Below are 24,800 nucleotides of genomic sequence, written 5' to 3' on the forward strand. Positions count from 1 at the left end.
CGTTGTTGAGTGAACAAAAACAAAGTCGGGTTAAATGCGTTTTGGTAATTGGCTTGCCCAGTTCATTAGGCGCGTTGCATCATTGGTACGTGCTGCAGATGAGTCCGCGCCCAATAACACCACCACTGCTGGACGGTTATTTAAAGTGGTATGCATCACCACACAGCGACCGGCTTCATTAATGAAACCTGTTTTTGAAATATTAATATTCCAACCACCATTACGAACCAAGGCATTGGTATTGTTTGATTTCAATACACGATAGCCCAAGTTAAAGTCATAGCTTGCTGTGGTTGAGAACTGACGAATCAGACCATACTGAGACGCAGCATTGACCAAAATACCCAAGTCACGTGCTGAAGCGACATTGCCTGGATGCAGACCAGTCGATTCCATATAATGGGTTGAATTCATACCCAAAGATTTTGCTTTGGCATTCATCGCCGAAACAAAGGCTGAGCGACCACCCGGATACGTCCGTGCAAGCGCTGATGCTGCTGGGTTTTCTGACTTCATTAATGCAAATAACAATGCCTCTGCACGGTTCATACTATCCCCTGCACGCAGTGACGAGCTTGAACTTTTACAACCCGAACACGAAAAGTCCGCTTGCTGTAAAGTAATGTTTTCAGACATATTTAAACGCGCATCTGAAATCACCACCGCCGTCATCAGTTTAGTAATCGAGGCAATCGGCAGCGCGGTATTACTGTTTTTACTGTACAGTACTTCACCTGTATTGCCATCCATCACCAGTGCTGCACGAGCATTGACACTAGGTTGGTTGGAATATTTCGAGGTATCGAAAATTTGTACTGTTTTCGAGGTACTGTTGTTCGTCACCACACCGTTGGAACTGCGAATACTGGTGGTGACTTTTGTTGAACCCTGAGGAGCGTACTCTTCAGGATCTTCCATGAGATCATCATTCAGAAGCTGTTCTGCATCTGCCGCAGACCAGCTCATGCTTGCTTGGCTAGGCCCCGAGCCCGGGTTCATCACCAAGTCTGCAAGGCTATGGGTACTGGCCGTCATTGCAATCGACCATCCCAATAGATGCATTAAAAATTTATTTGATTTTTTCACTTTTCTTCACTCAACTTCATAACCCATAAGATACATTTGCGTATTCACGCCAATATGCCTTACATTTGTACACAATGCGAACAGCATTGCCGTCGACAGCGTGCATATCTTTTCAAATAAGCCTAAGAATAGGATTGCTAATTTTGTCGTTTCATTGCAAGCTTATTTTGCTTTATGTAACAAAAAATATGGTTTTTATAGTGAGGAAGAGCTAGGTGATCACAGTTTTAGTGGTAGATGACCATGAGTTAGTACGTACAGGGATTTGTCGAATGCTCGAGGACCATGCTGATGTTCAAGTCATTGGCCAAGCTGAGTCTGGTGAAGAAGCAATTAACCTCGTCCGTCAATATCACCCGAATGTGGTTCTGTTAGATGTCAACATGCCAGGTATTGGTGGCGTTGAAACCACACGCCGCTTACTACAAACCGCACCCGAAACCAAAGTACTGGCAGTCAGTGGTCTAGCTGAAGAACCTTATCCTTCCCTGTTACTCAAAGCTGGCGCCAAAGGCTACATTACCAAAGGTGCGCCCGTGACCGAAATGGTACGTGCCATTAATAAAGTCATGCAAGGCGGCAAATATTTCAGTGCTGATATTGCTGAACAACTGGCCAGTTCTTATCTATCGGATACACAAACCTCACCTTTTGATGCTCTGTCTGAACGTGAAATGCAGGTGGCGATGATGGTTGTGAATTGCATCAGTGCACAGGAAATTTCTGACAAGCTTTTTGTCAGCGTAAAAACGGTCAATACTTACCGTTACCGAATTTTTGAAAAGCTCAACATTGACAGTGATGTGAAGCTGACTCACCTTGCTATTCGTTATGGTTTAATCAAACCCTGATGCAAGCTGACTAACACCCACATGCTGCAATACTCAACCAATATTCAGTTAAATCAATACCGTCTAGGTGTTTGGTATGCGTCTTATCGACTGTTTATTGGCTGTTGTTTGTTGTTGGTTTATCTACTGACTTATGAGCAGCTATTTTCAAATTATCAATATCCAGTATTGTATCGTTCTGTCCTGATTGGCTTTATTTTTATCAGTGCCTTTCAGCTATTGAGCCTCAAGAATGTGCGCAAGCGCATACCACTTCAGCTCACCTTGTTGTTTATCGTCGATGTCATTAGCCTCAGTTTACTCACTTTTGCCACCGATGGTCCGAACTTACAGTTAAGCTTATTGTTTGTGATCACGATCTTTGCCGCTTGTGTATTGGTCGATAAACAAAAAGCGCTCATCATTACCTTGATTGCTGTAATTACACTGGTTTATCAACACTTTATTGGAACGCTATTTTCAATTAGTTCATTGAATACCATTGGCAACAGTGCCGTGCTCGCCTTTTTGTTCTTTGTGGTTTATGGGTCTGGACAAATTGCAGTACGACGTTTTCAAGTCCTTGAAAATTTAAACTTCTATCAGTCCCAAGAACTGGACCAACTGCAAAACATTAACCGTTATATTTTAGAGCAAACAGAGCTCGGCTATTTGGTGCTCGATGAAAACTGCCACATGGTGCTGAGTAATCCTGCCGCATGTACATTATTGGGCATCTCCCCAATTTATGCCTATGACAAATACCCCTTATATAAGGCGCAACCTGATTTATTTGAACTCCTCAAATTCGACCAACTGAAAAATGGGGAAAAATTCCAATTTACATCGCAACTGAGTCGCTTTCAGATTCAGATCGAAATTCAAAAACTTCAAGTCCCGAATCAGACACTGACCTTATTCGTGCTGCAAGATGCACAAAAAATTAATCAACGTGTACAACAACTCAAGCTGGCCGCACTGGGTCAACTTTCTGCCAGCATTGCACATGAAATTCGCAACCCACTGGCAGCCATCACACAAGCTAATGAACTAATGCAAACCAATGATCCACAACAAGAACTGTTGCAGACCATGATTGCCAAACAAGCCTCAAGGATTGATAAAATTATTGGCGATACACTGAGCATGGCACGCAGTAAAGAAACCTATCCGACCTTAATTGATGTCGCCGCTTTTTTAGAACGTTTTATCGTTGAAGATTTGCCCGATGTCAAAGATCAAATTGATTACCGCATTTCCGATCAAGCTCAGATTCAGTTTGATGAACAACAACTGAGGCAAGTGCTGATCAACCTGATTCGAAACGCCATTCGGCATAATGCAGCTGAAGCCGAGCACATTCAAATTCGTGTCTATAGCTACAAAAACCTCGTCCATATTGAGGTCTGCGATTTTGGTGAAGGGGTCGCCACTCAGGATCAAACCGCCCTGTTTCAACCGTTTTTTAGTACCTCCATCAATGGAACTGGGTTAGGATTATATTTATCCCATAGTTTCTGCGAAGCCAACCAAGCTAAGCTATACTATGTAGAACAAAAAATAGGGGCATGCTTTCGGATTGAATGCCCCCGTATAAACAATGACGTGTAATTTTTGGGGTTAATCGTGGAAAAAAAACCACTTGTTTTATTGGTGGATGACGAACAAGACTTATGTACACTGATGCAAATGTCTTTAAGTCGGATGGGGATTGATACACATATTGCCTATCGCTTACAAGAGGCGGTTCAAGCCCTGAAAACGCATCAATATGATGCCTGTCTAACCGATCTTAATTTACCCGATGGTAATGGTCTGAGCTTGGTCGATTTTATTGCTCAAAATTATCCTAATTTGCCTGTTGCAGTGCTGACTGCTTACGGCAATATGGATATTGCGATTGCAGCACTTAAAGCTGGTGCTTTTGATTTTGTCAGTAAACCAATCAACCAAAAACATTTAGAGCAACTTTTACAAAAAGCCTTTAATCAGCCCATCAGTCAGCTGCATATCCAAGAAGATACGCTTGAACATCGTCTGCTGATTGGTCAGTCCCTTCCTATTCAACAGCTACGCATCACCTTAAAGAAAATTGCACGCTCGCAAGCCCCTGTCTTTATTACGGGTGAATCAGGCACTGGCAAAGAAGTGGTGGCGAATCTGGTACATCGCCTGAGCAATCGCAATGAAGGGCCATTTATTGCCATCAACTGCGGTGCCATTCCGACTGAACTGATGGAAAGTGAATTGTTTGGACACCGTAAGGGTAGCTTTACAGGAGCGACTCAAGACAAACAAGGATTGATTCTGTCTGCGCATGGCGGTAGTTTATTTTTAGATGAAATTGCTGAGTTACCGCTCACTATGCAGGTGAAACTGCTGCGTGCGGTACAAGAAAAACGCATTCGCCCAATTGGGAGTGACACCGAAATTGATGTCGATTTCCGTGTGATTAGTGCCAGCCATCAAGACTTAGAAGCACTGGTGCAACAAGGCAAGTTCCGTCAGGATTTGTACTTCCGCATCCATGTCATGGACATTGTGCTGCCTACTCTACGTGAGCGTGGCAATGACATTATTCTTTTGGCACAACATTTCATTCAAAAAATCTGCCAAGAATGGGACATCCCAGTCAAACCACTGAGTGAACGTGCACGTGAGTTTTTATTGGCCCAATATTATCCAGGCAATGTGCGTGAACTACGCAATATGATGGAACGTGCCATCACTTTAAGTGATGAAAGCAGTATCGACTTACCCCACTTACAAACAGCCCCATTGCGACCAATTGCTCAGACTAACTATGCCAATGCCACCCAACAAGTTCCTGTTGGCAATGATCAACTCGGTCATGTGCCTTCACGTAAATTGCCCGAAGAGGGTTTAGAGCTGTATTTAGAAAAAATTGAAAAAGAAATTTTGATGAATGCGCTCAACCTCACCCACTGGAACCGCACTCTGGCGGCTAAAAAGCTCGGCATGTCTTTCCGTTCTTTACGTTATCGCTTGAAAAAATTTGGGTTAGATGGCGAAGACGATTCCGTTTAAAGGCTTAACGACGATTCATTAAAATCTCTGCCACATGTTCAACATAGCTTTCGTCTTTGAGTTCATGTGGCATCGGATACACTTGATTCGGTGCAATCCCCACCCCCTCAATCATTTGCCCACTTGGGGTGTAATAGTGTGACACGGTCATTTGTAAGGCTGCACCATTGGAAAGCGGAAACAGTTTTTGCACCACGCCTTTACCATAACTTTTTTCACCCATCACCCACGCCCGTCCATGCTCCTTCAACGCAGCGGTAAACACTTCAGCGGCCGATGCAGAACGGTCATTAATCAAAATGCCCACTTTTAAATTTTGAAACTCGAGGCTAGGTAAGGCCTGAAACTGCTGATCGCCCTCGGAACGACTTTTAGTCGAAACAATCACGCCTTGGTTTAAAAATAAATCGGCAGATTCAACTGCAGCAGACAACAGTCCTCCGGGATTATTTCTAAGGTCAATCAAGACCGCTTTTAAACGCGAAGACTGATGCTCTTCTATCAATTGCTGAATTTCATTGGCCGTGTCCTGCTGAAACACACGCACCTTAAGCACCAAAACTTGGTTATTCAACAATTGCGCCTGAATATCGGTTTCAACTTTTCGAGTTCTGACCACATTGATTGGTGTGGCGTTGGTTTTTAATTGTAGACTGACGGTACTGCCAATCGCCCCACTGAGTAAATCGTTGACCTGTGACTGATTGAGCTTACGTAATTCTTGATCATCTATTTTAAAAACGGCATCAGCATTTCTTAAGCCCAGTTTGCTAGAATCTGAGTCAGGTTTTAATCCACGAATTTGCCATTGCTGTAAACGAGTATCAAAGCTTAAACCGAAATCGACTGAAGCCAAATCCCCTTCAGTATATTGCACCAGTTGCTTATATTCTTGAGGAGATAAATAGCGCGAATAGCGGTCTAAACCACTAACCAAGCCTTTAATGGCTTGTTGGAACAATGCCTCATCACTGCGTTCAGCCACATAATTGTCTTTGACTAAACCGTAGATTTGCACAAATTGTTGAATGGATTCAATCGGAACCTCAACATAACCTTGTTCCAATTCATCATCAAAAGCGGGTGCTGCCGCTGTTTTTGCAACAGCCCCCATCGGGTGGATCAGAGTCAGACCTAAAGCAATCACTACACCTATTGAAGTCCACGATGCTTTTGCCATTTACCCACCCAAATTGATTTATACGTCTAATGTAATTAAGTTACGACCTTGCATGTCTGCTGGAACAGGAAGATGCATCAAGCTTAACAAGGTTGGTGCGACATCGGCCAATACGCCCCCCTCAGCAATGGTTGCTTGGGTTGGGCCAACATAGATAAAAGGCACCAATTCTGTCGTATGCTGAGTATGCACCTGACCACTGTGATAATCCTGCATTTGTTCAACATTACCATGGTCAGCCGTAATTAACATATGGCCTTTTTGTGCCATCACCGCCTCATAGACACGGCCTAAGCATAAATCAACGGCTTCAACAGCTTTCACAGCAGCATTAAATACGCCCGTATGACCCACCATATCACCGTTGGCATAGTTCACCACCAACAGATCAAACTCGCCTGAGTTAATCGCAGCCACCAATTCATCGGTTACTTCATATGCGCTCATTTCTGGCTTGAGGTCATAAGTAGCCACATTCGGTGATGGAATCAAAATACGTTTTTCACCTGGGTATTCATCTTCACGACCACCACTGAAGAAGAATGTCACATGTGCATATTTCTCAGTTTCAGCAATACGTAATTGGGTTTTACCAAGGCCTGAAAGATATTCACCAATCGAGTTTTTTAATGCTTCAGGCATATACGCCACAGGTGCATCAATACTGGCTTGGTAGCGTGTCAACATCACAAACTTAGATAAGTTTGGTACAACTTTACGCTCAAAGCCTGCAAAATCTTTTTCAACAAACGCTTTGGTAATTTCACGCGCACGATCCGCACGGAAATTCATAAAGACGATGCTGTCACCATCTTGAACTTTCACGGCATCGCCAATGCGTGTTGCTTTGACAAATTCATCAGATTCGTCTGCGGCATAAGCCAATGCTAAACCTTCAACTGCTGTAGCTGCAGTACGTGTTGCTTCAGACTCTGTGAGTAAACGATAGGCTTGTTCCACACGGTCCCAACGGTTATCTCGATCCATCGCAAAATAACGACCAATCAGACTCACAATACGACCTTGATTTGGATATTGAGCAAACAATGCATCTAATTTTTCTAAAGAAGGCTGTGCACTGCGTGGCGGGGTATCACGACCATCTAAGAAAGCATGGAGATACACGGTTGCACCGCGTTTTAACGCAAGTTCAGCCATGGCAACAATATGATCTTCGTGTGAATGCACCCCACCTTCAGACAATAGCCCCATGATGTGCAACGCACCACCCGCTGCTTTGGCTTTTTCAACGGCATCAACCAAAACTTCATGTTCGAAAAAAGCACCCGTACGAATGTCTTTGGTGATTCGGGTAAAGTCTTGATAGAGCACACGCCCTGCACCCAAGTTCATGTGGCCCACTTCAGAGTTGCCCATTTGGCCATCTGGCAGACCCACGTCTTCACCAGAACCTGAAATTAAGCTATGCGGATGCTTTGCTTCAATCGCTGTTAAATTCGGTCGATTCGCTGCTAAAAAAGCATTGTCTTCAATCGCTTCACGGTGTCCCACACCATCCATAATGACCAGTACGTGAGGGATTTTGCCAGCAGTTGCATCCGCCATAATAAGCACTCTTTTTTTGTCTACAAATTCATCGCTCTATCTTACCGAATTTTCGGTCAAGACTCTATGCAGGCATGATGGTTTAACACCATCATCCGCATTGTTTTCTTCAATATCGTACAGTTATCGTGCACGTTGTAATAAATAACCACCTGCGACAAACATCAGTAAAATCGGCACAAAAACAAACCATGCGGGTGAAGGCGAATACACCAAACTTGCATAACCCAAGAAGTCTTGTAGGTAAAAGAAACCTAGGCCCGTAAACAGTGCAATCACCAAACGAAAGCCCATCGATTGTTGGCGCAGTGGGCCAAAAATAAAGGAACAAGCAATCAACACCAAAGCAATCAAGGCAAATGGAGATGCCACTTTCTGCCAAAAAGCCAACTGATAAGTTTTAGGCACTTGGCTATATTCATGCATATAGCTCATGAAACTGACCAATTGACTCGGTGAAAGGTCTTCAGGATCAATCGTCACCATGTGCACATATTTCGGTTGCAGTGCCAGTGCCAAAGGCGTTTTAGCGGCCTTTTGTGCCGTAGCGTTGCCTGTCGGCAGCAAATCAACTTGGGCCGTATTTTCTAAAATCCAATGACCATCTTGCACAAACTGACCTTGCTCAGCATTTAAAACGCCTTTCAAACGAGCATTATTATCAAAGTCGACCACTTGCACATTTTTCAGCTGACCTTGAGAGTTGGCATAATCGACATAAATAAAACGCTGCCCTTCTCGTGTCCAGTAACCACGTACTTCACCAAGTTCAGCCGCAGTTCGATGGCTTTTCACACCTTTGGCTTGCTCATTGGTATAAGGAATCACCCATTCACTTAAAGCGAATGACAGTACCACCAAAATTAAAGCCGAACGAATCACCCAACCAACAATCCGCCAAAGACTCACCCCCACCGAGCGCATCACAATCAGCTCACTGTTTGAAGCCAAAGTGCCGAGGCCCAATACTGAGCCAATTAACGCGGCAATCGGTAGAATCTCATAGAGATATTGCGGTGCTCCCCACAGTACATAACGTAAAGCATCCCAAGCACCATAACCTTCTTTAAGGGAGCCTAGCTCACCCAAATAGGTAAACAGAATTTGCAAGACCGATAAAATAGCGGTAGCACCCAGCATCGCCATCGCGGTGGTTTTGGTCACATGTTTTGCGACTATACGACGTGCGAACATGATTAAGACCCCGCTCGTTGTAATGTTTTCTTAATTTTCGGGGCAAGCTTTTGTTTACGCGAAAACAAAGCCGCTGCTATCGCATAAATCACCAAGATCATTGGATAAGCCCAAATCCCCATTTCTTCTTTACTGACTCGGGTTTTAATGGCCATCAGCGCCACGATTAAACTGGCAAAAATAAGCAATGCAGGGAACAGCTTTAAGTAACGTCCTTGGCGTGGACTCACTTCAGATAAAGCCACAGCGAGGAGCAACGCCACTACAATGGCAAACGGTACAAAAATACGCCAGCCCAACTCACTCGCCACGACAGGATCATTACGATTATCCCAAAGTTTCATGGTGGACAGTGCTTCAACATCGGCACTTTCAAACTTCGCTTCTTTATCATTTTCTAAACGTAGGCGATAAGACTGAAACTCGGCTTGGCTATAACGCGGCTGTCCCGGATAAATTTCATAACGGCGACCTTGCACCAAATCCACCACATTGGCGGGATCATTTTCAATTTCAACCCGCGTGGCTTCTTTGGCCAAAATCATCACATCAGGCTTACCTTCTGCTTCAGCGCGTTGATAGAAGAAGATGTCTTTGAGGTTCTTACGGTCTTCGGATAAGTCACCCGCATAAATGGTATAAGGCCCCGATGAAATAAACTCTTTGGGTCGAACCAAATCAAAACCAGTACGCACCGCCTGACTGGTGGTGAGCTGCTCAAACTGACGAACACCCCACGGCGCCATCCAAAGCATCAGCACGGCTTGAACAGCAAGAAACACCACGGTCATAGGAATCAGCAGTCGACCCAATTGGTTACGACTGACGCCACTGCCATTGAGTACTGCCATTTCATGATCGACATACAGACGACCAAAAACCAGCATCAGTCCAATAAAAAAGCCTAGAGGAAGAATCAGCGTTAAAAATTCAGGCAAACGATAGCCAATAATGCTAAATAAAATACCTGCATCTAAGCGACCCTGCGCGGCTACGCCAAAATACTTGATCAAACGACCGCCCATCATGATCAAGGTCAATAAGGCGATCACAACCAAGGATGTCGACACCACTTGTTTGACCAGATAACGCCGAATAATCAAATTAATTCTTCCAAAAATAGGTGAATAAAAACTAGCGCTAGTTTACCCGAATAGTGAAAATATAAAACCTGTACTCTTGTTGCACTTTGCAACTCTATTCATGTTAATGTTTCAGTGGTTTAATCATTTTCAAACTTTATAAGGCTTAAATAAAACTTATGAAACTCTCTATTAATACGTCATTCACAGAGAATACGTCTAGCCAATTTTTGTTGATATTAGTAGATTCTGAAAACACGCAACACCTTGCAAATGCTTATCAAATTAATGATTTAAACAACTTAATTGAAGCGACTCAGTTTAAAGCCGCATTCAATGAAACTTTGAGCCTCATTGGTCAAATTCCAGCAAGCCCCAATGCAGCCTTGATCGGGGTGGGTAAAGCCGCTGAATTACAAGCAGCAAAGCTGGTGAAAATTGCTCAAACCATTATCAAAGCTTCACAAAAAAAATTCAAACACATCAGTCTTGACCTTTCAGCTCTTCCAGCTGAACTCCATTATTTATTTGCCCTCAGTTTGACGCAAGCGGCATATGCTTTTGATGAATTCAAATCGAAAAAAGCCGACAACGCGCTTGAACAGATCAGCCTGATTGCCGCTGAGTCGCCGCTGAATGCTGCACAACTTAAACTGATTGAAGCTGTGCAGTCAGGTCAAAGCTTTGCACGTGACTTAGGCAACCGTCCGGGCAATATCTGCTTCCCTGAATATTTGGCAGAGCAAGCCTTAGAACTGGCAGCCCAATATCCTGACCTACTCCGTGTTAATGTCCTTGATGAGCAACAAATGGCTGATCTGGGCATGCATTCCTTCCTTGCGGTGAGCAAAGGTTCAGACCGCCCAGGCCGTATCATTACCCTTGAGTATCAAGCTGAACGTACTGAAGCCCCAGTGGTCTTGGTCGGTAAAGGAATCACCTTTGATACAGGTGGCATTTCATTGAAACCGGGCGCTAGTATGGATGAAATGAAATATGACATGTGTGGTGCAGCATCCGTTCTAGGGACACTCCGTGCTCTATGTGAATCACGTTTAGCCATTCATGTCGTAGGTACGATTGCGGCAGCTGAAAATATGCCTTCAGGCAAAGCTACACGTCCGGGTGACATCGTGAGCACCATGAGCGGTCAAACCGTTGAAATTTTAAATACCGATGCAGAAGGTCGTTTGGTGCTGTGCGACACATTGACCTATGTAAAACGCTTTAACCCTGAACTGGTCATTGATATTGCAACCTTAACGGGCGCCTGTGTCGTGGCACTCGGTTCAGTCTTAACAGGTATGTTTACCCCAGATGACAAACTTGCGGCCGAACTATCTGAAGCAGGTCAAAATAGCTTTGACCGCGTCTGGCGCATGCCTGTGATTGATGACTATCAAGAACAGCTAGACTCTCCATTTGCCGATATTGCCAATATTGGCGGGCCTAAAGCTGGTGCTGTAACTGCAGCGTGCTTCTTGCAACGTTTCACCCGTGATTACCGCTGGGCGCATTTGGACATCGCAGGTACAGCATGGAACTCGGGTGCCAATAAAGGGGCAACCGGTCGCCCAGTACCCTTATTGATGCAATTCTTAGCTCATCGTGCGCAGTCTAATGGCTAATATTAGCTTTTATCTATTTGAACAAAGTCCTGAACGACAAGTCGAAAGTGCTTGTCGTTTATGTCGTAAAATCTTGCGTCAGCCAGAGCGAATCTGGCTGTATGCAAGCGACCCTGAACTACAACAGCAATTGGATGAACGTTTGTGGAGTTTTGATGACACGAGCTTTATTCCGCATGGCATTGATCAAATCGATGCGCGCATTTGTATCTCAGCCCAACTGCCTGAGCAATCCGATTGGATTGTGTTCAATTTTAACGATCAAGCTCTTGAACAGTTCGAAAAATTTAGCCACATTATAGAAATTATTGAAAATAACGAATCGGCCAAACAACAAGGTCGTGAAAAATTTAAACAATATAGACGTCTCGGGGTTGAAGCTCGAACCTTCAAGCTTTAAATGATTCCCCGTCTAAATAAGGAGATGCTTAGTGGCATTGAATGTTGGTCCAGATTTTAAACAGCGCTGGTTAAATGTACCTGATGCTGTTCGTCAGGCCTTTATTGATGACCTGAGTCGCGTCTGCGATGTACTCAAACCTGAAACAGGTTTGCACAGTTGGATTGAACAAGACCAACGCGCTCAAGCCGTCTCGACCCAGAAAATTGAACAAGCGTATGCCGATCTGAAAGCACAGCTGATTGAAGAAGCGCGAATTCGTAAACAACAAGCGTTGGAAAAATCACTGGCAGACAAACGCGCAGCGCAGGAAGCTTATGCGGAAAGCCTCAAAAAAGACGAAATCCGTCAGTTCAATGAGCAAACCCAAGCTTTAAATGTGATGCGTCAAAGTGTCGATCAAGAAATTTTGAGCTACACCGCACGCTATGAGAAAACGCCTGAACAAGCTCTGGACTATGCCAAAGGTAAATTTGGCATTGATGACTCACAAATTTTGTCTGAGTTAGAAAGTGTTCGTTTACGTTTAGAGCTTGAAGCGGAAACCTTAATTGAAGAGTCCGTCGCCAGCTACCGCAGTAAGCTCCAAGCCGCGGCTCAAGAGGAAATTGACTATATTTTGAAAAATTCAAACTTTTCTGATGAAGTGGTATCCAACTCTGCCTAACTGGCCTTGGCTTCCGTTCAAACTCACTTCGGTGAGTTTTTTTATGCACTCTTGTTTTTCTCGGCTGATGTGATCTGTCTCGATCTCAAACCAACACATCAACCATAAACGATAAGGTATTGCCCACACCATAACCAATCGCCAACAAACTACCAATCCAAATCAGGCCACCGGTCACGTTATACCACATAAAAGTCGCCAAGCTCATATGCCCTGCGCCCGCAGCAAAAGGCGCGAAAGAACGCACAAAAGGAATAAAACGTGCCACTAAAATGGTTTTACCACCATGCTTTAAGAAATATTGATTGGTCTTCATCATATATTCGGGTTTCAGCCAACGCGAATGCTGATGGGCAAATTTAAAGCCCAGCTTCTGACCGGTATAATAATTGACGATATAACCCAATACCGCAGCAATCATCATCAAAATACCCATGGTATGGATATGGATTAAATCCGAGCTAGAACATAGGGCACCAATGGCAATCAGTAAACTGTCACCCGGCAAAAAGAACATAAAAACGAAACCGGTTTCTGCAAAAATAATCAGAAAAAGAATCGCATAAATCCAAAGGCCGTATTCTGCAAGCAGTACGGGCAATAATTGTTCTAGATGGAGAAAAAAATCAATCATTGTCACCGATCCGTGCAATGAACTGCGTACTATCTTTCATCATACTCAATTGCTTACCTATTCATTTCAAAAGAAAAACTCCCTCATTTTGGGCAAATAGGGAGCTCATCTTTTGTCTATTCTTGCTGCAATCTAAACGATTTTTCTATTTCAAGAAACCATTTTGTGCCAAAAAGTCTAAACTAATTTTAGATTGTGGGGTAGTTTCCGCAGCTTTATCACCCATCATCAGACGTTCAATGTAGCGTGCTAACACATCCACTTCAAGGTTCACTTGACTGCCTGCCTTCCACGTTCCAATGTTGGTTCGTTCAGCCGTATGTGGAATTAAATTGAGGCTTAAAATACGGCCACGCAAATGATTAATGGTTAAACTGATCCCATCAACCGTGATCGAGCCTTTTTCTGCCAAGTAACGTGCAATCTCGGCTGGCGCAGTTACTTCAAAATAAAGCGAGCGTGCATCTTCACGCACAACGGTGATTTCACCCACAGCATCGACATGACCTGACACAATGTGCCCACCAAAACGTGTGGTGGGCAACATCGCCTTTTCCACATTTACACGTTGGCCAACTTTCCAGTGGGTCAGTGTGGTTCGGTTCAAACTTTCACGTGAGACATCGGCAGCATACCAGTGCTCACCCCAGTCAATCACTGTGAGGCAAATGCCATTGGTGGCAATCGAGTCACCCAAATGTACATCTGACATATCCAGATCCGTACCAATGCGCAAACGCACATCGCCACCGACATTTTGTACGCTTTCAACTGTGCCTAGACTTTCGATGATCCCTGTAAACATTTCTGATTTCTACCTCTATATTTTTACCACAGCGCCAACTGTGTCGTGACCCCAGATGTATCGACTCCACCCAATTCGGCATAATGGTACAACTGCCCCAGTAGCTGACGAATTGGCGGACCTGACTTGGCATGGGTATCAGTGATCACAATAAACTCTAACACACGCGCACGCTCAGACTGACGCTGTTTACTCACGCGATAACGCGGTACATCCTGCGTTAATAAAGTCACGCGACCTCGCTCCAAATTGGCTTTGAGCAAGTCCCCTGCTTCAATATTACCATCGGTTGAATAACTGGTCAGAATGTAACGTGCATTGATGGTGGAAAGTAGTTTTTCATATGCCTCTTTGGCATACTTTGACGAGTTATAAGGACTCGGACGCTCTTTGCGCCACGCACGGTCAATTCCGCTTTTAAACCCTTTGGTGTCTGGTGTCGGTAAATCCACCTGATCCCATAGCGTTAAAGCATTTAAGACATGATAATTACTGCTGTAGGCATGCTGGTTATAGGGTGGATCTAGATAGGCTACATCGACCTCAAAACTACTCATTTGGTTCGCCAAATGCTGCGCATCGACACACCACATTTCAGCCATCGGGTTCTTTTGCTTATTATCACCCACTTCACTAAAGCGACTTGGGGTCAACCACAGCAAGGATTCAATCCGCTCTAGCGCTGTTTGGGTTTTACCGCCCCAACCGTGGTGGAAGCTTTTAAAGACGCCGGAAGTATTGCTGACAAAACTTGCAGAATACAGCAACGGTGCCAGTAAAGCAGACATCTCCACATCATCGATTGCCCCTTGTGCCTGCCATGTGGCAATTTGCTGACGAATCGCATCAATGCGCATGCCGTTGCGACGCTTAAAGAACAAACGATCTCGGCTTGGATCATAGATTTCATCATTTCGCGGGCACAGATTATGCGTTACCCAGCCCTTAACTTCAGGCAATCGGTTTAAATAATCAATGGCTTTTTGATAACCACCCAACTCTTTAAATGCAGGCGCTTCGGTACAAGCCAAAATGGCATGGTTCAGCGCATGGCTATACGGTTCCCAGTCGTTGGCAATCACGCGATAACCATTTTGACGCGCCAAACGCGAGACCACGCCCGAACCCGCAAAGAAGTCGGCAAAAATAGGCGCACGACCATCTGCACGGTTTAAAGTCCCTGTACTCTCAAGCGCCTCTAAAATCAGATGCAACAGACGGCGCTTATTCCCCAAATAAGGAACAAGTTGATGAAAGAGATATTCATCGGTGGTACGTGCCGCGTGACGACGTTTATGATAAACCGTAGACTCTGAACTCATAATGACTCTTGAGAAGGGATAAGCGTTAAGCGCACATCATCACCCAATTGTGTGACATCCATAAGCTTAAAGCGGAGTTGCTCTGCCATCTGAGAAAACTCAGCATTGAACATTGCACGTGCAGACTGACCCAATAAGGTCGGTGCTACATAACTAATCATTTCATCGACCAACTTCTCTTGTAAAAAAGCCGTCGATAACGTTGCACCTGCTTCAACCATGACATCGTAAATCTGATGCGATTGAACCAACTGCTTTAATAACTGATCTAAAGGCTGTACAGCAAACTGTAGCACGCCTAAATCAGCCAATGCTTGCCGATAAGGCCCCATCACCATCACGGTATCAGGCTGCTGTAAAATTTGGGCCGTCAGCGGCAAGCGGCCTTGACGGTCTAACACCAGACGTTTCGGTTGTACAACCGTTGTCAGATCCGCAACACCCTGAAGCTGTCTAACATTGAGCTGAGGATCATCGGCCAGTACTGTTTCAATGCCCGTGATCACGACACCAGAAATGGCACGAAAATGCTGAACATCTAAACGTGCGTCTGGGCCTGTAATCCATTTCGACTCGCCCGAAGCCATCGCCGTTCGACCATCTAAACTAGAGGCAACTTTTAAACGCACATAAGGCATGCCAGTAGCCATAGCTTTTAAAAAACCAGCATTCAACTGATGTGCTTCGGTTTGACAAATACCGACATCGACCTCAATGCCTGCTTCTTTTAAAATTTGTACCCCTTTACCACCCACCAAGGGGTTGGGGTCTGGACAGGCAATCACAACGCGCGCCACACCTGCCTCTACCAAACCTTTGGCACACGGCGGTGTACGCCCATAATGTGCACAAGGTTCTAAAGTGACATAAGCCGTTGCGCCTTGGGTCTGTTCGCCCGCTTCGCGCATCGCAAAAACTTCTGCATGTGGCTGACCCGCTTTAGGGTGATAGCCTGTGCCTAATAACTGTCCATCTTTGACAATAACACAGCCTACATTTGGATTTGGCTTGGTGCTGTATTGACCTTGCAGTGCTAAAGCAATCGCTTGTTTCATCCAAGCTTGGTCAGCGTGTAAAGCACTAGACTGTAATTCAGACATGGATGCCAACTCGCTTAATGTTCACGTTGTTGCATTTGTTCAATTTGATGGCGAAAGGCATCGACATCTTGAAAGTCTTGATAGACCGATGCAAAACGCACATATGCAACATGATCCAACGAAAATAAAGATTGCATAACAATTTCACCAATGGTGCGTGATTTCACATCACGCTCACCTAAACGGCGGATTTGCAGCTGAATATCGCTCAAGACGGTTTCAATTTGCTCTTGCGTCACGGGACGTTTTTGTAAAGCATGCATCAAGGAACGACGCAATTTTGCTTCATCAAAAGGTTCACTTTTGCCATCCGACTTGATCACACGAGGCATGACCACTTCATAACTTTCAAAGGTTGTGAATCGTTCACCACAACTAATACATTCACGACGACGACGAATTTGACAACCTTCAGCGGCCAAACGTGAGTCGATCACTTTACTGTCTTCAGCGTTGCAAAATGGACAATGCATAGTGGTTAAATTGAACAAATTTGAATGGTTTTAGAGTGTAGCAAAAATTCAGTGTTTTGTAGAGTTTTACGCTAGATATAGAAAAAAAACAGCCCTTTCGGGCTGTTTCACACAATATATTGATTATACTGTTTATTTATTATTCTATTGATTAGTCTACGCGTTCGCCATGTTGGCTCAAGTCTAGGCCCATACGTTCATCATCAGATTCAACGCGAATTCCAATCACCAGATCAATCACTTTTAAGATAATGAAGGTTAATACTGCTGAGTATGCGATCGTTGCCAATACCCCTTCAACTTGAACCCAAAGTTGATGCATCACATCACTTGGTGCTTTGTCGCCCATGATGAAGTCGCTTGCAAAGAATGCTGTTAAGATTGCACCGACAATACCACCCACACCGTGTAAACCAAACGCATCTAAAGAGTCATCGGCTTTTAAAGCACGTTTCAATGCACTGATACCCCAGAAGCACACCACACCACCGATTAAACCCATCGCCAGTGCACCACCGACAGTCACAAACCCTGCTGCTGGTGTAATCACTACCAGACCAGCAACCGCACCAGATGCAGCACCAAGTACTGAACCTTTACCACGTGCAACTTTTTCAGTAATTAACCAAGAGATTGCCGCTGCTGCTGCTGCTACTTGAGTCACGAGCAATGCATAACCTGCTGAGCCGTTTGCGCCCAATGCAGAACCACCGTTGAAACCAAACCAACCAACCCACAGTAAGCTTGCACCCACAACGGTTAATGCCAAGTTGTGTGGAGCCATTGATTCACGGCCTAAGCCCATACGTTTGCCCAGCATATATGCAGCAACCAAACCTGCCACACCTGAGTTGATGTGTACAACGGTACCGCCAGCAAAGTCGAGTGCACCATCATTTGCTAACCAGCCACCGCCCCATACCCAGTGAGTAATTGGTGCATAAACCACGACTACCCAAATCGAGATGAAAGCGATAAATGCGCCGAATTTCATCCGTTCTGCAATTGAACCACTAATAATGGCAACCGTAATGATGGCAAAGGTCATTTGGAAAATAACGAATAGAACTTCAGGAATCGTCCCTGTGAGTGCATCTGTGGTGATCCCAGTCAGCATGAACTTATCTAAGCCACCGATAAAGGCATTGCCCTCACCAAAGGCCAATGTATAACCAATGATGACCCATGCAATACTCACCACTGCCGCAGCAACAAAGCTATGTGCCATAGTGCTTAAGACGTTTTTCTTACGAACCATACCGCCGTAGAATAATGCTAAACCTGGAATGGTCATTAATAAAACCAGTGCTGTGGAGACTAAAATCCACGCCGTATCACCTGTATCTAATGTTGGTTCTTCTTCTGCAGGTGCGGGTGCTTCTACTGGAGCAGCAACGGCTTCAACCGCTTGTACCGCTGGAGCAGCCACATCCGTTGTTTCAACCACTGTGACTTGTTCTGATGGCGTTGGCGCTGTTGCTGCTTCTTCAGCCCAAGCAACAGAACCACCTAAAAGTGCGCCAGATAAGCTCAGCGCGAATAGCATCTTTTTCATTCGTATCCCCCAACCTAATTTGTGCGAGTTATGTGTTACTCAGCAAACTTCATGCCAAATTAAACGGCATCGGCACCTGTTTCACCTGTACGGATACGGATGACTTGCTCTAAATTTGTGACGAAAATTTTACCGTCGCCAATTTTTCCTGTGCTAGCAACACGTGTGATTGACTCAATCACCGCGTCGACCATTTCATCACTGATCGCGATTTCGATTTTTACTTTTGGTAAGAAATCAACAACATATTCAGCGCCACGATAAAGTTCAGTATGACCTTTTTGACGACCAAAGCCTTTGACTTCGGTTACCGTGATCCCTTGAACACCAATTTCAGACAGTGCTTCACGCACATCATCCAATTTAAACGGTTTTACAATTGCAGTTACGAGCTTCATGTTTGTTTTCCTTCGGCTTATTTCACCAGTAAGGTTTTATGTTCAAATTTCATGCCAAAAATTCTTAGGTTGGGGGGAAAAGAAAGTCTGACATGAGTTTTCTTTATACCCTATTCTATACATTTAAATGCGTTTTGAGCTTCAAAATTCAGGTTTTTTAGTCGAAGATTTATGATTTTTTTACAATCGATGAAATCATATTTCATCTGAAAGGCTATAGAGTCAGAAGCAGCAATGGTACACTGCTGTCACTTCTCCAACTGTTGGATATAGAAATGATTGAAACTTTATTACAAGCCATACTGGAACAAGTCGAACAACCTAAACAAGACTTAGAACATAATTTACGCGCACTGCTGAATGAAGCGGTGACCAAGATGGATTTGGTTTCCAAAGATGAAATTGAGCGTCAACGTACTGCACTGAATAATGCCAATTTGCGTTTAAATGACTTATTGAAACAAGTGGAAGCTTTAGAGTTACGCATTCAGAACAAAAAATGAGCACCTGTTTGGTGCAACAAAAGACGCATAACGAATTAAAATAATGCACTATAATGGAACAAAAGATGTCTTTTGCCAAAATTTACACTCGAGCTTTGCTCGGTTTACACGCACCTTCGGTTGAAGTTGAAGTTCATCTGAGCCAAGGACTACCCTCTTTAACCATTGTGGGGCTTCCTGAAGCAGCCGTTCGGGAAAGCAAAGATCGGGTGCGCTCCGCCATTATCAATAGTGGTTTTCAGTTTCCGACCAAACGCCTCACCATCAACCTTGCACCCGCAGACCTGCCCAAAGACAGCTCACGACTGGATTTGCCTATTGCACTGGGTATTTTAATTGCCTCTGGTCAGCTCCCTGAGCAAGGAACTGAAAATTTTGAATTTATAGGTGAGTTGGCACTTGATGGGCAACTGCGACCAATTTCAGGTACTTTAAGTATTGCAATTGCCTGCCAGCAAGCTGGGCATCAACTGATTTTACCAGAGGCCAATGCGCAAGAAGCCTCTCAACTGCCCAACTTTCAAGTGTTTGCAGCGCAACATTTAAAACAAGTCTGTGAGCATCTGTCGCAAAACCATCTCATCCAACAGTTTCAACCCACGGCGTTAAAAGCCTCTCAGCACTACAAATTTGATTTGGCCGATGTTAAAGGTCAACTGCGTCCGAGACGTGCCTTAGAGATTGCGGCGGCAGGTGGTCATTCTTTACTGTTTAAAGGACCGCCAGGGACAGGGAAAACCCTATTGGCTTCACGTTTAGCCAGTATTCTACCGCCCTTGAACACGCAAGAGAATTTGGAAGTGGCGAGTATTTACTCGGTGGCCAATCATCAACATCCTTTTGGGCAGCGGCCATTTCGTGCACCGCACCATACAGCTTCTGCAGTTGCCTTAGTCGGTGGCGGGTCACAACCCAAACCTGGTGAAATTACTTTGGCACATAAAGGTGTACTGTTTTTAGATGAACTACCAGAGTTTGACCGCAAGGTTTTAGAGGTTTTAAGACAGCCGATTGAAGCCAAAGAGATTGTGATTTCGCGTGCTTCACGGCAGATCACCTTTCCAGCCAATTTCCAACTGATTGCTGCAATGAATCCTTGTCCCTGTGGTTATGCTTTTAATCAAGATAGCCGTTGCCAGTGCTCAGCCGAGGCGATTAAACGCTACCAAAACCGTATTTCAGGGCCGTTACTGGATCGGATTGATTTACATATTGATGTACCACCCTTGCATGCTTCTGAATTGCAGGACACACAAGTCGTAGAAGACTCGGCAACTGTACGTGAGCGCGTGATTCAAGCTTATCAATGGCAAATGCAGCGCCAAGCTTGTCTCAATATGGCTTTATCACCCAAACAACTCGAACAATTCGCACCGCTAGATGGACAAGCTGCTTTAATCTTTGAAAAAGCACAACAGCGTTTAAATTTGTCTGCTCGGGGTTATCACCGCATTTTAAGAGTGGCCAGAACCATTGCGGATTTGGCCCAATCAGAGCACATCCAAACAGGACATTTGACTGAAGCTCTCTCCTACCGACAGCAAAATGCCTAAAAATCGCTAAATTCCACATAGAAAAACCCCTCCAGTCCTATGGACTAGAGGGGTTTTGGAGATGCTAAAACTTAGAAAGTTTTAGTTAAAGTAAACACGGCACCTGTTTCTACACCACGTGCTGTCGCATGATTCATATCATCAGTATCGATATTGGTTCCTACCGCTGCTAACTCTGCTGTTGCGCCAGGAATAGACTGGAATGCATAGGTCACACCCACTTTCCAATCGACATAATTGTCATCATCACCAAATGAATATTTATCTTCATCACTGACCACGGTATAACCCACATTCGCAACGCCACCAAAGCCCGTTGAACCAAATGGAATCGCATACCCAGCATTGATGTTCCAGCTGTCTGTATCTGCTGCAACATAGTCATTGGTATAGTTCACATTGGTCAGTAGACTGTCTCCTTCAGTAAAGACACTCGCAAAGGTTAATTTGCCATAAAATTCTAACCAGTTCAGATCATCTGCACTTGGATAGTTGTAGTACACCATACCCACATCAAGCACTGGCTTGCTGGCAAAGCTTTCTAATGTTGTTGCAAAACCAATCGATGGATCGAGCTCTAAGCTCGGTGAATCTTCACCAAAATCAACATTTGAACCCCAAAGACCCAAATACAAGCCTGAGTCATGTGCCAAAGTAAAGCCCGCTTGTACCGCTGGATCATTTTGGGTTTGAGTTAAACCACGGAAACGATAGTCAGTTGTTACAGCAGCACTTCCACTAAAAGAGAAACCAAACGGTAATGCTGGCTCGTCATCTGCGAAAGTGAATGTAGAAGCTGAAGCCACCACAGCTAAAGATAATGCTTTAAGTGCAAATTTCATTGTTTGATTCCCCCACATCGTATCCGACGTTTTTTGGTTATTTCGATAAACTCATGTAGGTAGTAGCAATAGCTATGCCACATTCAATTCAACATCAGACACACCTTTTACAAAATCATTATAAATAATTGTTTTTATTAAAATTATTTAAAATATAAAAAATTGAGCTCGCACTCAACTTGATCGTTAAACCTCTTCGCGGTGAATTGAAGCCAAGCCCATCAAGCAAACATAATTGTTTACAATATGCGCTATTTTGAGACTCATCTTTGGAAGGTACGTTTTTAAGTGCATAAAAAAAGTGCATCCCCAACCGATCTGGATGCACTTTTCATATCTACAACATTTAAAAGTTGTAAGTTAAACCCAGCACCAGATGGTCCTCTAAATCCTCGCCCATACGATTATGCACACCATAAATATAATCCGCAGACATCTCGATCCCTGTCTCTGCAAAGGGCCTACTCAGGCCTAAGCGAACTTCATTAACAGTAAAGTTCTTCTCTGTAGTGAGTATGGCATCATCATGCTGACGATAAATCGATGCACCAATTGAACTATTGAATTGAAAGTGTTGTGGAAGAGCATAATGATGTGCAAGGCTTAAATAAGTATCGCCCGCGTTGGCATAGCTCACATCCACTAAAGCCACCGTGACGCCTACATCAAAGTCTTTATAGCTCAGACTATTTACAAATTCCGCTCCAGTTGTACTTCGGCGTTCTGTGCGATCCTCACTATAGACCGAGCCGCCATCATTATATAAATAAGTCACAATATGTGAGCGATAGCTTACATCTGGACTGAGTGTGCCTGCATAACCCATATAAAAATCATGCTCAACACCGTGATCTTTGCTGATATCCGCTGCATCATAATTCAGTGTGGAAGCCCAATAACCGGCATATAAACCCGATGCATGTTCATATTCAAGCCCCGCTTGCAAGGTAGGTTGGTCATTTTCAACACCGCCACGATAGATATACTGACTGAGCACAGCAAGGCTTCCACTAAGTCTGCCATCTGAACTTTGTTGCTGGGGCTCGCTTGCATTGACCGATACACTGCCAGTGAAAAAAATTAAAAATAGTGCAATTTTATGTGAATTTTTATGCATTTAAGCTCTCAAAATTTCTTTAGACATGAATCACTTACTGATTTTATACCCATAAATTTTAAAGCTATTTTTTAACAATAGGTCAATTTTACTTAGGCAACTGCTGTGTAATTCATCGTTCGCCAATCTGGGTATGGGTTATTCTGAACCGATTCCAGACGACTAGAAATGACTGAACACTTTGATTCATAAGCTAAAATGACCTCACAGTCTATATATTATATTCTGCAATGCATAGCACAAAACAGAACGAGGGAAAGAAAAATAATTCAATGTTTTATAAAGATTTATTTTAGTAAACCGAATATTTTAACCAAAATTAAAATATTTCAAACATATCGCTTACAAAAAAATGCATTACTTTAGTTGAATATGTTAAATAAAAATGACAATTTTTCAGCGATTACTTATACAATTGCTGTTCTCTTTCCATCCAATTTGTATAAGGTTCGCTCCCCAATGCAAAACACAAAAAAATTAGCATTAGCAGTTTTAGTACAAACTGCACTTATATCAACAGCTTTTGCGAGTGAGCAAAGTGAATCTAAAGGTTTCGTTGAGGACGCTGAAGGATCAGTGTTATTCCGTACTGGTTATTTAACCCGTGACAAGAAAAATGGTGCAGCTGATACAAGTTCAGCAGCTCAAACCGCGATGGTCAAAATTGAGTCTGGTTATACTCAAGGTACTGTTGGCTTTGGTGTCGGCATTATTGGCGATACATCATTTAAATTGGGGAAAAATGGTCACACTGACAACCAAATGATCCCAACACATCCGCAAAACAATGCTGATGGCACAAAAGATGCGTATGACTACTGGACACGTGGTGGCGGTATCGTAAAAGCACGTATTTCAAATACTGAAGTACGTTACGGTACACACGTTCTAGACTTACCAGTACTAGCAAGTAACACAACACGTTTAGTGCCTGAATACTTTGAAGGTGTTTTGGCTACAAGTCGTGAGATTAATGGTCTTGAATTAACAGCTGGTAAATTTACTAAAGACCAAATGTCACACCAAATCAATACTGATGGTAACCATTTAGACCGTGCTGTGGTTTGGGGTGCAAAATATAAGTTTAATGATGCATTCAATGCATCTTACTTTGGCTTAGACAGCAAAGATACATTAGATCGTCACTATGTGAATGCCAACTATAAGCAAGCTTTGGCAAACAACAGCTCTTTGACCTATGACTTCAGTGGCTATCACACTGAGTGGGATAAAGGCGCAAGTGCATCTTCTTCTACTTTACCGAGCACTTCATCTGACCGCAGTAACAATATTTGGGCATTGTCTGGTACATATAACCAAGATGCACACAATGTTATGCTTGCTTACCAACAAAGCACTGGTAACACAGGCTATGCATACGGTGAAAATGCCGACGGTTTCCAAAGTATTTATCTACCAAACTCTTACCTTTCAGACTTTAACGGTCGTGGTGAGAAGTCTGTGCAAGTTCAATATAGCCTAGATTTTGCAGGTTACGGCGTTCCTGGTCTAAGCTGGACGACTGCATATGTTTATGGCTGGGATATTGATACAGCAACTGATGACAACGCGAAAGAAAGCGAACTCTTTAACCAAGTGAAATATACAGTTCAATCTGGTTTTGCTAAAGATGCAAGCTTACGTTTACGTTACTCTCACTATCGTAATGATGATGCTTACGCAAACGATTACTACATGCCAGACACCAACGAATGGCGTATTTGGTTAGACATTCCTGTGAAATTCTTCTAATTTCTACGGAAAAGCTAATCTAATAAAAAACCTGCACATTGTGCAGGTTTTTTATTGAAGCCTTC

At 43.8% G+C, this 24,800-nt stretch carries 23 protein-coding genes; 9 read left to right on the top strand and 14 right to left on the bottom strand.

Annotation, left to right across the window (positions count from 1 at the left end; all coding sequences use genetic code 11):
* Positions 1–30: 30 nt before the first annotated feature.
* Positions 31–1,086 (bottom strand): serine hydrolase, encoded by a 1,056-nt coding sequence (locus tag KVY11_RS13875; RefSeq protein ID WP_218289283.1) that lies wholly within the window; start codon positions 1,084–1,086, stop codon positions 31–33.
* A gap of 215 nt (positions 1,087–1,301) precedes the next feature.
* Between KVY11_RS13875 and KVY11_RS13880 the strand changes: the two genes are divergently transcribed.
* Genes KVY11_RS13880 through KVY11_RS13890 form a run of 3 tightly spaced genes read left to right on the top strand, consistent with a single transcriptional unit; the run spans position 1,302 to position 4,964 of the window.
* Positions 1,302–1,937, top strand: a complete 636-nt coding sequence (locus KVY11_RS13880; protein WP_010325697.1) for a response regulator — start codon at positions 1,302–1,304, stop codon at positions 1,935–1,937.
* 21 nt (positions 1,938–1,958) lie between these two features.
* Positions 1,959–3,527 carry a PAS domain-containing sensor histidine kinase gene (locus KVY11_RS13885; RefSeq protein ID WP_218289284.1) on the top strand — a complete coding sequence of 523 codons (1,569 nt, stop codon included), beginning with the start codon at positions 1,959–1,961 and terminating at the stop codon, positions 3,525–3,527.
* Positions 3,528–3,539: 12 nt separating this feature from the next.
* A complete protein-coding gene (locus KVY11_RS13890) occupies positions 3,540–4,964 on the top strand; it encodes a sigma-54-dependent transcriptional regulator (protein WP_371315995.1) in 1,425 nt (474 codons plus the stop codon).
* Between the two features lie 4 nt (positions 4,965–4,968).
* Here KVY11_RS13890 and KVY11_RS13895 read toward each other — a convergent pair whose 3' ends face one another.
* The 4 genes from KVY11_RS13895 to lptF form a co-directional block, all read right to left on the bottom strand.
* Positions 4,969–6,144: a S41 family peptidase gene (locus tag KVY11_RS13895; RefSeq protein WP_218289286.1), complete on the bottom strand. Its 1,176-nt coding sequence runs from the start codon at positions 6,142–6,144 to the stop codon at positions 4,969–4,971.
* An 18-nt stretch (positions 6,145–6,162) separates the two neighbouring features.
* Complete coding sequence (gene gpmI / locus KVY11_RS13900; protein WP_218289287.1) at positions 6,163–7,710, bottom strand: 2,3-bisphosphoglycerate-independent phosphoglycerate mutase; 1,548 nt, start codon at positions 7,708–7,710, stop codon at positions 6,163–6,165.
* A 123-nt stretch (positions 7,711–7,833) separates the two neighbouring features.
* Positions 7,834–8,904 carry an LPS export ABC transporter permease LptG gene (lptG, locus tag KVY11_RS13905; RefSeq protein WP_218289288.1) on the bottom strand — a complete coding sequence of 357 codons (1,071 nt, stop codon included), beginning with the start codon at positions 8,902–8,904 and terminating at the stop codon, positions 7,834–7,836.
* A gap of 2 nt (positions 8,905–8,906) precedes the next feature.
* Positions 8,907–10,007 carry an LPS export ABC transporter permease LptF gene (gene lptF, locus KVY11_RS13910; protein WP_010325691.1) on the bottom strand — a complete coding sequence of 367 codons (1,101 nt, stop codon included), beginning with the start codon at positions 10,005–10,007 and terminating at the stop codon, positions 8,907–8,909.
* A gap of 158 nt (positions 10,008–10,165) precedes the next feature.
* On the opposite strand from lptF, the gene KVY11_RS13915 reads away from it, so the two are divergent.
* Genes KVY11_RS13915 through KVY11_RS13925 form a run of 3 tightly spaced genes read left to right on the top strand, consistent with a single transcriptional unit; the run spans position 10,166 to position 12,681 of the window.
* Positions 10,166–11,614: a leucyl aminopeptidase gene (locus KVY11_RS13915; RefSeq protein ID WP_218289289.1), complete on the top strand. Its 1,449-nt coding sequence runs from the start codon at positions 10,166–10,168 to the stop codon at positions 11,612–11,614.
* Positions 11,607–12,014 (top strand): DNA polymerase III subunit chi, encoded by a 408-nt coding sequence (locus tag KVY11_RS13920; protein ID WP_004692846.1) that lies wholly within the window; start codon positions 11,607–11,609, stop codon positions 12,012–12,014. The genes KVY11_RS13915 and KVY11_RS13920 overlap by 8 nt, the downstream gene beginning before the upstream one ends.
* 31 nt (positions 12,015–12,045) lie before the next feature.
* Positions 12,046–12,681 (top strand): hypothetical protein, encoded by a 636-nt coding sequence (locus tag KVY11_RS13925; RefSeq protein ID WP_168159864.1) that lies wholly within the window; start codon positions 12,046–12,048, stop codon positions 12,679–12,681.
* Between the two features lie 85 nt (positions 12,682–12,766).
* On the opposite strand, the gene KVY11_RS13930 is transcribed toward KVY11_RS13925, so the two are convergent.
* The 7 genes from KVY11_RS13930 to glnK all read right to left on the bottom strand — a co-directional run bounded on the left by KVY11_RS13930 (position 12,767) and on the right by glnK (position 18,968).
* Positions 12,767–13,315, bottom strand: coding sequence for a VTT domain-containing protein (locus KVY11_RS13930; RefSeq protein ID WP_004692848.1), 549 nt, complete (start codon positions 13,313–13,315; stop codon positions 12,767–12,769).
* Between the two features lie 145 nt (positions 13,316–13,460).
* Entirely contained in the window at positions 13,461–14,120 is a 660-nt protein-coding gene (locus KVY11_RS13935; protein ID WP_004978564.1) for a riboflavin synthase, read from the bottom strand.
* Between the two features lie 23 nt (positions 14,121–14,143).
* A complete protein-coding gene (locus tag KVY11_RS13940; RefSeq protein WP_004692850.1) occupies positions 14,144–15,442 on the bottom strand; it encodes a DNA adenine methylase in 1,299 nt (432 codons plus the stop codon).
* Positions 15,439–16,542 carry a bifunctional diaminohydroxyphosphoribosylaminopyrimidine deaminase/5-amino-6-(5-phosphoribosylamino)uracil reductase RibD gene (ribD, locus tag KVY11_RS13945; protein ID WP_218289290.1) on the bottom strand — a complete coding sequence of 368 codons (1,104 nt, stop codon included), beginning with the start codon at positions 16,540–16,542 and terminating at the stop codon, positions 15,439–15,441. Before ribD ends, KVY11_RS13940 begins: the two co-directional genes overlap by 4 nt.
* Positions 16,543–16,556: 14 nt before the next feature.
* The gene (gene nrdR, locus KVY11_RS13950; protein WP_004692852.1) at positions 16,557–17,015 is read right to left on the bottom strand and encodes a transcriptional regulator NrdR; all 459 of its coding nucleotides are present in this window, start codon (positions 17,013–17,015) and stop codon (positions 16,557–16,559) included.
* A 151-nt stretch (positions 17,016–17,166) separates the two neighbouring features.
* A complete protein-coding gene (locus tag KVY11_RS13955) occupies positions 17,167–18,570 on the bottom strand; it encodes an ammonium transporter (protein ID WP_010325684.1) in 1,404 nt (467 codons plus the stop codon).
* Positions 18,571–18,629: 59 nt separating this feature from the next.
* Positions 18,630–18,968, bottom strand: coding sequence for a P-II family nitrogen regulator (gene glnK / locus KVY11_RS13960; protein ID WP_004281042.1), 339 nt, complete (start codon positions 18,966–18,968; stop codon positions 18,630–18,632).
* Between the two features lie 275 nt (positions 18,969–19,243).
* On the opposite strand from glnK, the gene KVY11_RS13965 reads away from it, so the two are divergent.
* Entirely contained in the window at positions 19,244–19,471 is a 228-nt protein-coding gene (locus KVY11_RS13965; RefSeq protein ID WP_004692854.1) for an accessory factor UbiK family protein, read from the top strand.
* A gap of 65 nt (positions 19,472–19,536) precedes the next feature.
* Positions 19,537–21,024 carry a YifB family Mg chelatase-like AAA ATPase gene (locus KVY11_RS13970; protein ID WP_062033311.1) on the top strand — a complete coding sequence of 496 codons (1,488 nt, stop codon included), beginning with the start codon at positions 19,537–19,539 and terminating at the stop codon, positions 21,022–21,024.
* Positions 21,025–21,095: 71 nt separating this feature from the next.
* Here KVY11_RS13970 and KVY11_RS13975 read toward each other — a convergent pair whose 3' ends face one another.
* Together KVY11_RS13975 and KVY11_RS13980 are read right to left on the bottom strand one after the other, a co-directional pair.
* Complete coding sequence (locus tag KVY11_RS13975) at positions 21,096–21,866, bottom strand: TorF family putative porin (protein ID WP_218289291.1); 771 nt, start codon at positions 21,864–21,866, stop codon at positions 21,096–21,098.
* A gap of 346 nt (positions 21,867–22,212) precedes the next feature.
* A complete protein-coding gene (locus tag KVY11_RS13980) occupies positions 22,213–22,983 on the bottom strand; it encodes a TorF family putative porin (RefSeq protein WP_218289292.1) in 771 nt (256 codons plus the stop codon).
* A gap of 459 nt (positions 22,984–23,442) precedes the next feature.
* Between KVY11_RS13980 and KVY11_RS13985 the strand changes: the two genes are divergently transcribed.
* On the top strand, positions 23,443–24,735 hold the full coding sequence (locus tag KVY11_RS13985; protein WP_159153618.1) for an OprD family outer membrane porin: 1,293 nt from the start codon (positions 23,443–23,445) through the stop codon (positions 24,733–24,735).
* The last annotated feature ends 65 nt before the right edge of the window (positions 24,736–24,800 follow it).

The organism is Acinetobacter sp. CWB-G5 (assembly GCF_019209785.1).
GTDB lineage: Bacteria > Pseudomonadota > Gammaproteobacteria > Pseudomonadales > Moraxellaceae > Acinetobacter > Acinetobacter johnsonii.